This window comes from Bradyrhizobium sp. 26S5 (assembly GCF_036923295.1).
Taxonomy (GTDB): Bacteria; Pseudomonadota; Alphaproteobacteria; order Rhizobiales; family Xanthobacteraceae; genus Bradyrhizobium; species Bradyrhizobium septentrionale.
In genome coordinates, this window is sequence record NZ_CP145948.1 from 833,102 (window position 1) to 846,126 (window position 13,025).

Consider the following 13,025-nt stretch of genomic DNA (forward strand, 5'->3'; position numbering starts at 1 on the left):
GGCGCGAGCTGCAAACCGAAGGCGGTCAGCGCATCTTGCACAACATCAAACTTCTTCGGAGGCGCTAACTCCGACCGAGTGCGCCGTTCCACTCTCCGAACTTGCTCGAGCTCCTCCATCATTTCGGGCGGTAATGAGACAGGGAACGTTGCGGTTGTTCTTTTCATGGTCGAACAAATCCTTGCCTATGCACTGACTCCCACATAGGGGTGAGAAGCGGCCAAATTGGCAACCACGGCTCTGTTTGAGCCAAGTAAGACATAATCGGGCTCCGTACGACGAGGTATTACAGAGCTGGGAGTCGTCGACGATGTTCGAACCTTGCGGGGTAAATTTGCCAGAATGGCAAAACGAATTTGGCTGAGTGTGCAGGACGAGGACGGTCAGCGCATTCTGCAGAATATTAGAGTTCTTCGGCAGTGCTTTGAGCCCGAGGTGGTGGCGAAGGAGCAGGCTGCTCACCAACTTTCTCGTCCCCGTCGGGTAAAGGTACGCGAACTCGACTTCTCAACCGAATGTGGACTAGCTTTGGGGGGCGTGCTCTGGAATCACACGGAGATCAAAAGAATTGATCCCCAGTGAGCAGTTGCTCACCGGGGATTTGTTTCTCCTAGGCACATCATGCCCCTTGTTCGCAAATATATTTTGCCAGGGATTCGCCGATGTATCCGCGCATCATCAGATGAGGTTCTGCATCGCCGGAACGCCAACGACTGATGGTGGATAGGGAAACCTTTGCAATGAGCCGGAATTGGTCAGGAGATATCTTCAGGTCGTCAACCACGAGCCGTACCACGTCCTCCCAGGGCACCGACGGGTCCTTGGAGGCGCGCTCTATGATGGAAGCGAGGCGCGTCGATGCCGCTCTTTGGGCCGAAGCGGCTTCAACGAAATCCTGTCGATAGCCCTTGGCCTTTGCCAATGGCGTTGCAAGGATGTTGTTCATGGCACATACTCCTCTAAGTAGAGAGGCGCAGTCGTTCTCCTGAGCGGTGCCGATGACCTTCAAAGAGCTGCGACACCGCCTGAATTCATATATACAACGGATTATTCCGTTTCGCAAGTATTTTTCCATGACGCAAACAATCGTGAGGATCGCAAAAAAACATGCACCATTTCAGGCCGCAGAGGGAGTGGAGGAACGAATAGTCATCAAACAGGTTTGGGAGCAGGCTCAAATAACGCAAGTTATTGAATTTTTGGAACAAATTCGAGACAGGATGTTGGCGGCTAACAAGTCCTTCTTCCTGCCAATACCGGATCAAAAAGAACTGAAACCCGCCTGCGAGGCCGGCGACGTGTATGCCGCTTTTGATACTGCTGGGAGGGTAGTCGCTACCGGAGGAGCCTTCCATCTCGCGTGGGAAACTGACGTGGGCGGTCCGAAACTCCTTCACGGAGTAAGGGTCTACGACTATGGAGCAGCATGCGTCGACCCGCGTTTTGGAGGGCTTGCTCCTTACACTCTTCAAGATATGTTTTTCTGGTTGAGAACACTTGGACTCTTGCTGACGCAGTTCAAGGCTAGGGGCGGGATTTGTCTTTTGGTAAGCGTCGCCGAAGACAACACGCCTTCGCTTTCCTGCATTCAGCGCAATTTCTTCCAAGAAGTGGATCAGGTGCCGGAGTGGCTTGCTGAGGTTTCAAGCGGTTGGTTGACAATAGGGCGTGCGCGTCATTTCTGGCTCGACAGTAACGGTGTGCTTGCGCAAGCAAAAAGGTTTGTAAATGCGATGCAGAACCACACGACGGTTTCTAGGATTGAGCGCGAAAGCGGAGCTACCCGAACGATACATGTGGACCTAGACATCGAATGGTTCAGCAAAGCTTTTCCAGTAATTACCCAGATCGTGCGCGGCGAGATATCTTTAGATGATTGCCGGTTTTCGCGCACTCCATATCATGCGATGGTCGATCACGGCGACCCATTATAGAAACACTCGAGACGAACAAGCGCTCCATGACGCCTTCTGAATAGCGTTCTTATCTACCTTGCTTCGTGTATCAGACTTCTCCGGGAACGCTTTGAGCCGGAGGTGGTGCTGAAGGAGAGGGTTGCTCCATCTCGCCCGGCAAAGGTTGCGAAACGAGCTTGTAAAGCGCGAGCAACCGATGCGTCATGGCAGATGCCTCCCCAACGCTAATCTCCTCTCCGCATGTTTCTTTATATATGCGACGAAACTCTTCGAGACGTTCGGGTAAGACCTGGTGGCCGGTGGGTGGCATGCCGGAATCATATGGCCTCGCCTTTCGACTCAAAGGCGGGAGATTGTACCGCACTGGCAAAAATCGCATAGCCAACGAGCGATGCTATAATCGTTTTGCGTATGGAGAAAGAGTTTGATGACTGGAATACCAAAAAGAAAGAAATCCACCAACGAGCTGACGCGCCGTTCTATGGCGAACGGGAACTGTGGTGGTGCTCGCTTGGCGTGAACGTCGGTTTTGAGCAGGACGGATCCGGCAAGAAGTATGATCGTCCCGTCCTCATACTGAGGGGTTTCAGCAAAGAGACATGTCTGGTGATCCCCCTCACCACATCTGTACAGCATCATCCGCTGCGACCTTCAATTGGGATCGTGGAACGAAAGGAGGCGCATGCACTCCTTTCACAGATGCGCATCATCGATACAAAGCGATTGATTCGAAAAATCGGATTCCTCGACAAAGAGATATTCGAGGCCATGCGAAAAGCCGCCAAAGACTTGCTTTGACGGCTTTTCACTGTTTGCCCCTTGCGGGGCGAGGCCGAAGCCACTTGTAGCTCAAAGGTACCACTTCCCAGATGGAGCGCAAGTGAATGAGGTTTAATCCCCCGACGTACGATCTCCCTCAAAATTCAACTGCAAAGCGCGGCTGAAATTGCCGGTTCGTCGAATGTACCGAAACGATCTTGTCGCAAATGAACTGTTTGATTCCTGTTTTTCCGCTTTTGCCACCGCTCGTATCCCAGCCCCAGAAGTATTCTAGACCTTGGCCGTCCTTTTTTCGTACGTAATACTCAAGCTTGTACGGCTCAATTAAGCGGTCATAGCCGTCATACGAAAGCTGCACCATCGTTCCTGAACGACCCGCACTTATGATTGTGTTTCGGACATCCGAAGAAAAATAGTTTCGAAAGCCACCACTGATTGAGCGCTCAATGCCGCCCGATGGCCGCAAGATACGTGGTGCCAACGCTCCGCCTCCTCCACCGGAAAATGCGGGTTGCGGTACGATTATCAACGCGAAAAGAGAATCCACCAGTCCTTGGAAATTTGTTGCCACAAAATCAAAATTGAAAAGGCTTGCCACCGGGGCCACGAGAGATGTCCAAAGTCCTCGGAAATTCGCTATCGGAACTGCTCGCAGCTGGTCCCGCGCATCGGTAGGATTTGCTTCGAAGATGGATTTCTTGAGGAATGTTGTAACGACTTCGCGCCGGCTCACTCCGAACTGATCCCGGAAAACGATCGCGTACAGGAGATCGAACAGATCGACGGGATTGCGACGATGCAGCAACGTCGTGAGCTTTGAGGCGAGCACCTCCTCAAGCTTCTGGCACTTGATTGTAGCGGTGCACGCTTCTCCATCGGAATACGGATGAAGGAGCTGACGGTCCTGGACAGGAAGATAGATTTTATCGAACTGCGTTATATCGAGCTGAGTTCTCAAACTGAGATTTTCCTCGCCATAGAAACTCTTGAAGTACAAACGCGCTTCTAGCGCCTCGATGTCTGGTATGGCCAAGTCCTTGTCACGAACGATCAATTTGTCGAGAAACTTCACTCCGGTCTGCCCTTCAACGAAGGAGCACACTTCACGAAGCTCCGCCTCCAGGACAGTCTGCGTTATGGCTTGTCGCGCTGAGAAATCGAGATCTTTAGAAAATCGGGTGTCCAGAAGGTAGCCTTTTCGAAGCGCGTTCCCACCCTTCAGGACGAGCTGACTCGCAAGAGCCGGTCGTTGAAATATGCCTTTCAACAACCAGCCGTAGACATAGTCCTTTTGCACGTCCAACGGACGAAGCTGGAATTCCTTAGCCTTTGCGTCAATTTCTTGGTCGGAAATCATGTCGCCCTCTCGACTCGGTCGAGTGCCGAAACAATATCACATTGTACAGCGCCGCGTTGGTAAGCACGACAATCATCTGCAATGGTAGCAGGAAATCTCCCTTTCTGTTGTGAGCTTCCTGGCGCGGCCAGGGCATGGCTTCTTAAAGAGCCGCATGCAAGCTCAGCAACAGTTGAGGCAAGGCGCTAGGCGAGAGGCTGCGCCTCTTTGCTGATCGACGGTAAGGGTTGGAGTTTGGTGGGGGCCGATTTTGCAAGAATCATCACCCGAGCAGTTTACAACGCCGTTGACCTGGGGTTGTATACCTTGATGCTTTGCTTCAGTGCATTGCTTAGCGGCTGCCGTACGTTCGTTTGTGCAATTCAGGAATTCCGGCAAACTCCGATGAAGCGCAGAATTTAGTAGATGTTGTTGTTAAGCGCATCAAATTCACGATCGAATCTAGCGGTCAGTCTCTGGTATTGAACGCCATCGACTTGGTGCCAATTCGAAAGAGCCCTTTAAGTCCGCTCAACGCTTCTCTACGTCAACGGACGGTATAAATGACTGATTCCGAGACCAATGGAATTCCTCAAGATACTCGTGCAGCGATCAGGAAGGAAGTCATCCAACAAACTGCCAAGTGGGCAGTTAGCGCGGTCGTTCTCTTGATCGGCTTTGCGCTCGCGGGCTGGTGGCTGTATCTCCGCCCGAAGATCGTTGAGATTATCGGCGGAGTACCGTCGAGCGCGATTGTCGCATTTGATTCGACCGATCTCGATGAAAACACTTGCCCGCCGGGTTGGTCACCATTCTTGCTTGGGAGAGGTCGAACGCTCGTTGGCGCAGGCGATCCATCCAAGGCGCCAGAGAAGATGGCGGCCGATGAGAACGGACGGCCTCTCAAGGGATACGTCTTGCGACAACATGGTGGCGAACAGGCGCATCAGCTGACGCCGGATGAACTTCCAGCATACAAACCTGAAATTATCAAAGAGAACCGAACGCCGTTTGATTTTCGCGAGACAGACGTCGTCCCCTGTCTCGACAACGGGTGCAACCAAATGGGCGCTGTAACGGATGGCCATCGTGGCGGGCAACACACCGATGTAAAACTGAATATCTCCGGAATTGGAAAGGACAAACCGCACAACACAATGCCACCGTTCGTCGCTATCTACTACTGCAAGAAGGACAAGTGAACCATTCGGTCGCCGTCGTTCACGGATGAGTGAGATAGCTCGACAGAGTTCGTCCGCTGCCGTTTTAGAGGGAGCCAGGTAAACATGCCGATCGATGCAGCAAATCTCGTAGTGAGTTTCCTGGTCGGTACCGTCGGTGCGGGAGTCGCCGGCGAGATTATCAAGCGACGGTTCACGACTATTCTTGAAGTTTGGCGGTCCCAGCGTGGCTGGAAGGAGCGAGCGGTTACCGAATTACTGGGACCCGTGTATATGCAATTGGATCGAACCAAGCGGGCCTTCGATAGGTGGGATAGGAAAAATCTTATCTTGGAAGCAGAAGTCGTACGAAAGGGAAATTTGGCAGTTCGGGATTTGTTGCTTGAAAATCCGCATCTCATTCCGCCAGATTTTGCGCAATGATGCATCGGCATTGATACAGCACTACGACGTTTGGCTTGAAGAATTTGAGCGCGTGCGATTATCGGACGCTCCTAACCAGCCGCACTTCGTCTTTGCCGGTCCTGTTGGCTACCCGTTTCCCACATCGGCGGATGCACACTTTCGCGCGGCGTTTCGTGACTATTGGACTCCTTATACGCGGCGGAACAGAAAGCTGCCAATCGACAACCACCTTAAAACAGATCAATCGTTTCGGAGCCGAGCGATCTAACCGTGCAAATAATCGGAGACACCAATACCGCCGAGCGCAACCTCTTGCGGGCTCTGACAATTTCTCGCGAGAGCCTCAGCCGACATAATGTGCTCGCAAATCATCAGAGAGAAGTTTATGACCATTGACGCACGCGAGTAAATCGTTCCCGTCGATCGTATGGCCTCCGGCATCCTGAATTGAAACGTTCGTCATTCCCCGCTGAACCATGGAACGGGCTGCCTCCAGCGCCTCGTGAATATGTCCGACTTTCTTCCCACTGAATCTTTTCCGCTAATGAAGTAAGACAATGTATCTCTCCTCATGTGCATGGAGACACAAGAGAATCATGGTGGCGCCTTGATTGGCGACGTGACATTTTGACTCATCTGGAAATGTTCCTGGGAAATTACCATGATGGAGCGCTCATCGCGTGATGTTGACCAATGGCAATTATCAAAGTCGAAGCCACAAAGAAAACCCTCGCAATAAAGCGAGGGTGGTGGACAAAAATAACGTCCGAGTAAATCCGCGCTGGTTGGGCTCTACGGCATCACGCCGCAAGTCGGGCCTACCAACAGTCCCCGCAACGGGCACCAGCCTGCTGGGTGCTTCTTCCGTTGCGTCAAGAAGGGAGGCGGATAAGGTCAGTGTCTCGCGCGTTGACGCGGCAACCCTCTCTTGGCCGTCTTCCCAAGAAAGAGCTCCGCCACCGGCGGGGCTGGAAAGAACAACGAGCTAATCATCTACGATGCGAAGGCGCGGCTCCTTACGAGGTACATAAAGCCGGGCGCAAATCTCGGAGCAACACAACATTTCATCCTTTGAGACCCATGCCACTCCCATGCCGCTTCGTTCGTCAAACCCACCGTCGCAGAAAGGACAAGACCAAGTGGGATATCGCACGCCGTTGAACGTATCCCACAGTGGCCCTTCGGGATCGAAGGTGACCCTCTTTGACGTCATCAGTACTCCCAGGCGAGCATAAGCGTGAGTACACGCGTCGTACGTTCCGGGTCGCCAGGATCTTCAGAACCGTTCAGCAGCTCCTTGTCGTAGTAGTCAATCTTCCAAAAGAACTTGCGCCCCACCAGGTCGAAGCTCCCAAAATCGTGTTCGTCATGCGGATCGTTGTCCGCCGAGAATTCCGAGAACTTCGCCACTTGAACGAGCGCCTCGGCCTTCACACAGTCGGGCAGTTCGTAAACGCCTGATGTCATCATGACCCTGCCGCCGTGGAATGTGCAACGGAAAGCGTCGTTGAGTTCGCGAATGCGGTCCTTGCTCATGGCCGCACCTCCTCAGATGAGGCCGGCGAGTACAAGCGCCGATGTGACGGTGTGGCCGGCACACGCCTCACAGAAACCCTCCTCCTGGTCGGGTTCCATCTCCGCCGTGTAGTCGCATCCCTCCGTCATGCAGATGGCGGGGCACACACTGTCCGTGAGAGCTGCTAATAGAAGAAGATCGTCGAGGCCTTCAAAGCCTTTGAGATCGCAGAGCTTCATCAGCTTTACTGCCTTATTGGAAAGAACAAATGTCGACATATCATTCTCCTCGCTGTGGGCATCCGAACCATTCGGGTGCTCGGTTGCGAGGAGATGTCGAAAGATCAAACTCTTGAATCATGTTCGCCGGTAACAAGAAATTCGTGGAGACACGGGATTGTGCCGGCGCGGCACATAGCGATCTCGGGATACTTTTGGCACCGTCTCCCACCTAGCGTGCTCTCAAGCTATGCGCGACGATGCTGCAACCTATGTCGACAGATAATGTTACGCATTTTGCACGTATTGATTTTCGTCGTGATCAACGCCTTGTTGGGATCAAGAACGAAGATCGCCTTTCGCACATCTACGTCATCGGAAAAACCGGGACTGGGAAATCGACGCTCCTGGAGACGATGGCGCTGCAGGACCTTGAACACGGCCGTGGTCTTGCCCTCATTGATCCACACGGCGATCTCGTGGAGCGCATTAACGCGCATGTGCCAGCGAATCGCCGAGACGATGTTATCTATCTGAATGTGCCCGATCCCACACAGCCCTACGGCTACAACCCGCTTCGCCACGTTAGAGAGGGCTATATTGCGCTTGCCTCGTCGGGGATGTTGGAAGTGTTCAAGAAGATGTGGCCCGATGCCTGGGGCGTGCGCATGGAGCACATCCTCCGCAATGTCCTCATGGCTCTCTTAGAGCAGCCCAACGCCACAATGAATGATGTCCTTCGCGTCCTGTCCGAGCGATCGTTCAGACAAGAGATCGCCCACGCGCTAAAAAATGAGACCGTCCGCACCTTCTTATTGAAAGAATTCGATCGCTTTTCATTTGGCTACCGGGCAGACGGAACTGCCCCTATTCAGAACAAGGTGGGGGCCTTCCTTTCGGATCCGCTGCTCAACCGGCTGCTGACCGCGCCCGAGCACGACCTCCACATTCGCCAAATCATGGACAAGGGCAACGTGCTTTTGGTCAATCTGGCCAAAGGGCAGATCGGCGAAGATAGCGCATCACTTTTGGGAGGATTGCTGGTTACGACCATAGGGCTCGCAGCACTCACGAGAGCCGAACTCCGGCCTTCCGACCGGCACGACTTCTTCGTATACGTGGATGAGTTCCAGACCTTCACGACACTGGCCTTGGCAAACATGTTCGCGGAGTTACGCAAGTATCGCGTCGGCTTCACGGTCGCCCACCAATACCTGCACCAGCTCGACCCGGACGTGCGCCACGCGATCATTGGAAATGCCGGTTCCATCATTTCCTTCCGAGTTGGTGCCGAGGATACTCCGTACTTGGTCCGAGAATTCCATCATAGATTCGAGGAGATGGATCTCTTGCAGCTGCCGAACTACCGCATCTATCTCAAGCTTATGATCGGCGGGACGCCGTCAAAACCGTTCAGCGCTGTCACCTTAACCCCACCCCGAGTCGAGAATCCAGAAAGTTCTTAATCGCCGATGCAGGCTTTGTATGAAAACTTCTCGCTGCTGCCGTCGACACGATTAACCCAAAAGCATTTCGTGCCGAAGTCCGCGCTCCTGACGCTGAAATGCGTGATGCCGGCTCCCACTTTTGCAGCAGCGTCCGGGTGAAGCGCGAGCGCGGCGTGCAGTACTTCGGCATCTTGCGCGCCGACTTTGTCTCCGACGCCATATTTGTGAAGGATTGCCTGCAGAAACGTAGCCGCATCGCCCTTCTTGTCGAAGTGATAGGGGCCGATGGTAACGGGCTTTTTGGTCATCAAAGTCTCCTAATTCCGCTAGGATGTTGACGTGGCAGCGCCTGAACTACCCTCGGGCAAGCAGTTTGGCGCGAATCTCCCGAAGGATGATGGCCGGGATGTCCATGCCATCAAATTGCGCGTAACGTTCTCTCACCCAAGCGACGCAATCCTCTTTATTAAGGTCATCTCGCGCAATCTTTTCATAGAGTGCGACCGCGCTTACGCGCGACAGCCCAAGCTCGATCAGCGAAAGCAAGGTCCGCGAAGAAACGCCGAACTCAAGCTGCGTACCGATATCGACATCGCTATCGATCAGGTCTTCTCGTCCTATCGAAACGAGGTGCACATTTAGAATGTCGACATAGGCGGACAAATATTTTGGCGCCCGAAACCGGGCGATCTGTTCGACGAGTTCCATCGTGTCGCGGATGAGGACCGGCAGCTTGAATGACCGGCCGGTCCTGCGATGATAGTCGATATTCCGCTCGATCATCCGAGACAGAGAAAAGCCCTTTAGCCATTGCACGACGATCAGAGCGTGAAGCGGAATGATCCCGTCCGGTGTGAACGCCGGAAACAGATACTGGTTGATGCGGCGCATGATGTAACGAAGCGATCATAGCTGTCCTGACTATCGACGGCGGCCGGCAATAGGTTTTCGACATCACCTTTATAATTGCGAAACGCGTCGAGCAGACGCTGCATACCTAGGGCACTGACGCCGGGATGGCGGCCCGCGATAGCGGCGCCGACCGAGATTTGGGCGGCTATGTTGGCAAGGCTCGCTTCCAGCCGCTCTATACTCGCAGGATTGTGGGGCTTGGCGAGGCTGGATTCTGCGATAGATCCCTGCCGCAGATATGTAGCGAGCAGATATGAAGCTACCTGCTCGAATTGGTTGGGATCCTTGAATTCGGCCAAATCGGTGGTAGCCCGCCGGTCCAGGAACGACGTGGCTTGGCCGCCGCGATCACACCTTGCTGCTGGTTGCGGCCCAGACGGGCTTGCGCCTCTCAGAGCTGACTAGCCTTGATCGGGATGCCGTCCACCTCGGGTCTGGCGCACACGTACGATGCGTCGGTAAGGGCGGAAGGAGCGGACCACTCCGCTGACCACACTCGCTCGGTGTGCGCTCCAGGCATGGCTCAAGGAACCGTTGCGGAAAGGAGCAACAGCGTTGTTCCCGAACGTGCACGGGGGCCGGCTTAGTGCCGATAGCGTCCAGTCCCTGCTGGGAAAGCATGTTCGTGTCGCTCACAAGAGTTGCCCGTCTTTGAAGGCCAAGAGCGTGTCGCCGCACGTGCTGAGGCACAGCGCTGCGATGGAATTGCTGCAAGCCGGCGTCGACTGCTCCGTGATCGCGCTGTGGCTCGGTCATGAATCGGTCGAGACGACGCAGACGTACCTGCACGCCCACCTCGCCCTCAAGGAAGCTGCCCTGGCGAAGCTCAAGCCGTACGAGCGCGGCAAGCGAATCCGCTTCCAGCCGAACGACCGCCTGCTCGCCTTCCTCGAGGCGCTCTGAACGACCAGACTATGCCGAATGGAAGTAAGCGCTGTTCAGCGGCCACCTACCGGTTGACGGGGCGATCTGCGAGTCTGCGGTTTGTTTGAACCGTTAGGCTTAGAATGGACACAGAGCATAGTGCTATCACGGAGCCGGTGAGGCGGCTTGAGGTCTTCACTGGAGCCGGCCGTCGGCGGAAGTGGAGCGACGAGGACAAGGCGCGGATTGTTGCGGAGATCGTTGCGAGCGGCGACTCGGTCTGTTCGGTAGCGCGACGGCATGGATTGTCGCCGCAGCAGTTGTTTGGCTGGCGCCGTCAGTTGCGAGAAGCTGCGGGCGGTCATTCCGAAGTGGAAGAAGTACAGTTTGTGCCGGCGGTGGTGGATGCCGTAGTGCCGGCGCCCGCTCTTGGCCGTGAGCGCAAAGCGGTGCGCTGCAAGGCCAAGGCGGATACCCGGGCTCGCCGTTGCGATGCCGGGATCATCGAGATCGAAGTCGACGGCATCACAATCCGGGCCGGTCGTGGTGCGGATACGACGATGATTGCGTCGATTGTCCAGGCACTGAAGGCGAGCCGGTGATCGGCCCGTCGGGTGCGGTCCGGGTGATGGTGGCGACTAAACCGGTAGACTTCCGCAAGGGGATGGAAGGGCTCGCGATCCTGGTGCGCGAGAGCATGCGGGCAGACCCATTCTCGGGAGCTGTCTATGTGTTTCGGGCCAAGCGGGCGGATCGGATCAAGCTGGTGTTCTGGGACGGAACGGGTCTGTGCCTGTTCGCCAAGAGGCTCGAGGATGGGATCTTCCGCTGGCCGACGATCGAGGACGGCGTGATGCGCCTGTCGGCGGCGCAATTGTCGGCGCTGCTGGAGGGGCTCGGCTGGCGGCTTGTGCATGAGGCGCGAGAGACGCCGGCGCCAACGCAAGCCGGATATTGTTGGCAGCGCTGCGGCGAAGTGAATCAGGAGCGTCGAACGCGTCGTCAGACGGCGGCGAATATGCTCTGAATTGGGTGTGAGCGACGCCCTGCCTGACGATCCCGAGACGCTGAAAGCGATGCTGCTTGCGGAGCGGTGCGAGAGCGAACGGCTGCGTCAGATCATCAAGGAATTGCAGCGGCATCGGTATGGCCGGCGGGCAGAGACGCTGCCTGAAGATCAGATGCTGCTGGGCCTAGAAGACGTCGAGCAGGTGGCAGCGTACGGCGAGACGGCGCAGGACGTCAGCGCACCTGAAGGCCGTGAGGTGCAAGCCGGTAGGCGCCGCGTCAACCGTGGCGCCTTGCCGGCGCACCTGCCGCGGATCGAAGGCGTCGTCGACATCGAGGACAAGACCTGTCCCTGCTGCCAGGGCGAGTTACATCGGATCGGCGAGGATAGAAGCGAGCGGCTGGACCTGGTCCCGGCGCAGTTCCGGATCCTCGTGACCCGGCGTCCCAAATACGCCTGCCGCGCTTGCGAGGACGGTGTCATGCAGGCGCCGGCCCCGGCCCGGTTGATCGAGGGCGGACTGCCGACCGAAGCAACCGTCGCCCAGGTTCTGGTGTACAAATATGCCGATCACCTGCCGCTCTATCGGCAGGCTCAGATTTACGCCCGCCAGGGCATTGAGCTCGATCGTTCGACGCTGGCGGACTGGGTGGGACAAGCAGCCTTCCACCTGCGTCCGTTGCATGAGCGCCTCCTCGGCAAGCTCAGGCGACGGCCAAAGCTGTTCGCCGACGAGACGACGATGCCGGTGCTCGATCCCGGCCGAGGGCGCACCAAGACCGGTCAGCTCTGGGCCTATGCAGCGGACGACCAGCCATGGGGCGGCGCCGATCCGCCGGGCGTCGCCTATGTCTATGCTCCCGATCGCAAAGCCGACCGACCAATCGCCGATCTGGCAGGCTTCAAGGGGATCCTGCAGGTCGATGGCTATGCTGGCTATGGCAAGCTGGCCGAGCGTGGCGACGTTCAGCTTGCATTCTGCTGGTCCCACATGCGGCGTAACTTCTACGAACTCGCCGCCCCCGGTCCCGCGCCCATTGCGGGCGAGGCGCTCAAGCATATCGCCGAGTTCTATGCCATCGAGAAGGACATCCGTGGCCGTATCGAGCTCGACAACAACGCCGTAGAGCGCTCGATCCGTCCGATCACGCTCAACCGGAAAAATGCGCTGTTCGCAGGCTCCGACGGTGGTGCCGAGCACTGGGCTATCATCGCCTCCCTGGTCGAAACCTGTAAGCTGAACGATGTCGATCCGCTTGCCTACTTGACCGACGCGCTCACCAGGATCGTCAACGGTCATCCGAATAACGAGATCGATCACCTGCTGCCGTGGGCCTATTGCCGTCACGACCTCAAAGCTGTGGCCTGAAAACAGCGCTTACGAATGGAATGGGGCGACCGTGCACGCGATCGACGGTGCCAGCGTGACAACGGCGTGCC

The 13,025-nt window shown here is 55.9% G+C and carries 14 protein-coding genes and 2 pseudogenes; 9 read left to right on the forward strand and 7 right to left on the reverse strand.

The window, feature by feature from the left end; translation table 11 throughout:
• Positions 1-619: 619 nt before the first annotated feature.
• A complete protein-coding gene (locus V5279_RS03820; protein ID WP_338695234.1) occupies positions 620-946 on the reverse strand; it encodes a hypothetical protein in 327 nt (108 codons plus the stop codon).
• Between the two features lie 52 nt (positions 947-998).
• On the opposite strand from V5279_RS03820, the gene V5279_RS03825 reads away from it, so the two are divergent.
• Positions 999-1,934 carry a hypothetical protein gene (locus V5279_RS03825; protein ID WP_338695236.1) on the forward strand — a complete coding sequence of 312 codons (936 nt, stop codon included), beginning with the start codon at positions 999-1,001 and terminating at the stop codon, positions 1,932-1,934.
• A 393-nt stretch (positions 1,935-2,327) separates the two neighbouring features.
• Complete coding sequence (locus V5279_RS03830; RefSeq protein ID WP_338695238.1) at positions 2,328-2,714, forward strand: type II toxin-antitoxin system PemK/MazF family toxin; 387 nt, start codon at positions 2,328-2,330, stop codon at positions 2,712-2,714.
• Positions 2,715-2,832: 118 nt separating this feature from the next.
• Here the strand turns inward: V5279_RS03830 and V5279_RS03835 are convergent, their stop codons facing one another.
• Entirely contained in the window at positions 2,833-4,053 is a 1,221-nt protein-coding gene (locus V5279_RS03835) for a nucleotidyl transferase AbiEii/AbiGii toxin family protein (RefSeq protein ID WP_338695240.1), read from the reverse strand.
• A 542-nt stretch (positions 4,054-4,595) separates the two neighbouring features.
• Here V5279_RS03835 and V5279_RS03840 point away from each other — a divergent pair.
• Both V5279_RS03840 and V5279_RS03845 read left to right on the forward strand, forming a co-directional pair.
• A complete protein-coding gene (locus V5279_RS03840; protein WP_338695242.1) occupies positions 4,596-5,234 on the forward strand; it encodes a hypothetical protein in 639 nt (212 codons plus the stop codon).
• 84 nt (positions 5,235-5,318) lie between these two features.
• Positions 5,319-5,636 carry a hypothetical protein gene (locus V5279_RS03845; RefSeq protein WP_338695244.1) on the forward strand — a complete coding sequence of 106 codons (318 nt, stop codon included), beginning with the start codon at positions 5,319-5,321 and terminating at the stop codon, positions 5,634-5,636.
• 1,194 nt (positions 5,637-6,830) lie between these two features.
• Here the strand turns inward: V5279_RS03845 and V5279_RS03850 are convergent.
• Positions 6,831-7,154, reverse strand: coding sequence for a DUF3768 domain-containing protein (locus V5279_RS03850; RefSeq protein ID WP_338695246.1), 324 nt, complete (start codon positions 7,152-7,154; stop codon positions 6,831-6,833).
• Between the two features lie 12 nt (positions 7,155-7,166).
• Positions 7,167-7,412, reverse strand: a complete 246-nt coding sequence (locus V5279_RS03855) for a hypothetical protein (RefSeq protein ID WP_338695249.1) — start codon at positions 7,410-7,412, stop codon at positions 7,167-7,169.
• A gap of 212 nt (positions 7,413-7,624) precedes the next feature.
• Between V5279_RS03855 and V5279_RS03860 the strand changes: the two genes are divergently transcribed.
• Positions 7,625-8,818, forward strand: a complete 1,194-nt coding sequence (locus V5279_RS03860; RefSeq protein WP_338695251.1) for a type IV secretory system conjugative DNA transfer family protein — start codon at positions 7,625-7,627, stop codon at positions 8,816-8,818.
• Here the strand turns inward: V5279_RS03860 and V5279_RS03865 are convergent.
• From V5279_RS03865 to V5279_RS03875, 3 genes are read right to left on the reverse strand one after another with little or no spacing between them, the layout of a single operon-like run.
• Positions 8,815-9,108, reverse strand: coding sequence for a DCL family protein (locus V5279_RS03865; RefSeq protein WP_338695253.1), 294 nt, complete (start codon positions 9,106-9,108; stop codon positions 8,815-8,817). The two genes, V5279_RS03860 and V5279_RS03865, sit on opposite strands and share 4 nt — an antisense overlap.
• A gap of 46 nt (positions 9,109-9,154) precedes the next feature.
• Positions 9,155-9,691, reverse strand: a complete 537-nt coding sequence (locus V5279_RS03870) for a hypothetical protein (RefSeq protein ID WP_338695255.1) — start codon at positions 9,689-9,691, stop codon at positions 9,155-9,157.
• The gene (locus V5279_RS03875; RefSeq protein ID WP_338695257.1) at positions 9,622-10,011 is read right to left on the reverse strand and encodes a hypothetical protein; all 390 of its coding nucleotides are present in this window, start codon (positions 10,009-10,011) and stop codon (positions 9,622-9,624) included. The genes V5279_RS03870 and V5279_RS03875 overlap by 70 nt, the downstream gene beginning before the upstream one ends.
• A 26-nt stretch (positions 10,012-10,037) precedes the next feature.
• Here V5279_RS03875 and V5279_RS03880 point away from each other — a divergent pair.
• The 4 genes and pseudogenes from V5279_RS03880 to tnpC form a co-directional block, all read left to right on the forward strand.
• Positions 10,038-10,615: pseudogene (locus tag V5279_RS03880) on the forward strand (tyrosine-type recombinase/integrase); the annotation flags it as partial.
• Between the two features lie 137 nt (positions 10,616-10,752).
• On the forward strand, positions 10,753-11,178 hold the full coding sequence (tnpA, locus tag V5279_RS03885) for an IS66-like element accessory protein TnpA (protein WP_338695261.1): 426 nt from the start codon (positions 10,753-10,755) through the stop codon (positions 11,176-11,178).
• Positions 11,175-11,528, forward strand: a pseudogene (tnpB, locus tag V5279_RS03890) (IS66 family insertion sequence element accessory protein TnpB); the annotation flags it as partial. The gene tnpA and the pseudogene tnpB, both read left to right, overlap by 4 nt.
• A gap of 124 nt (positions 11,529-11,652) precedes the next feature.
• A complete protein-coding gene (tnpC, locus tag V5279_RS03895; RefSeq protein WP_338701832.1) occupies positions 11,653-12,954 on the forward strand; it encodes an IS66 family transposase in 1,302 nt (433 codons plus the stop codon).
• Positions 12,955-13,025: the final 71 nt, after the last annotated feature.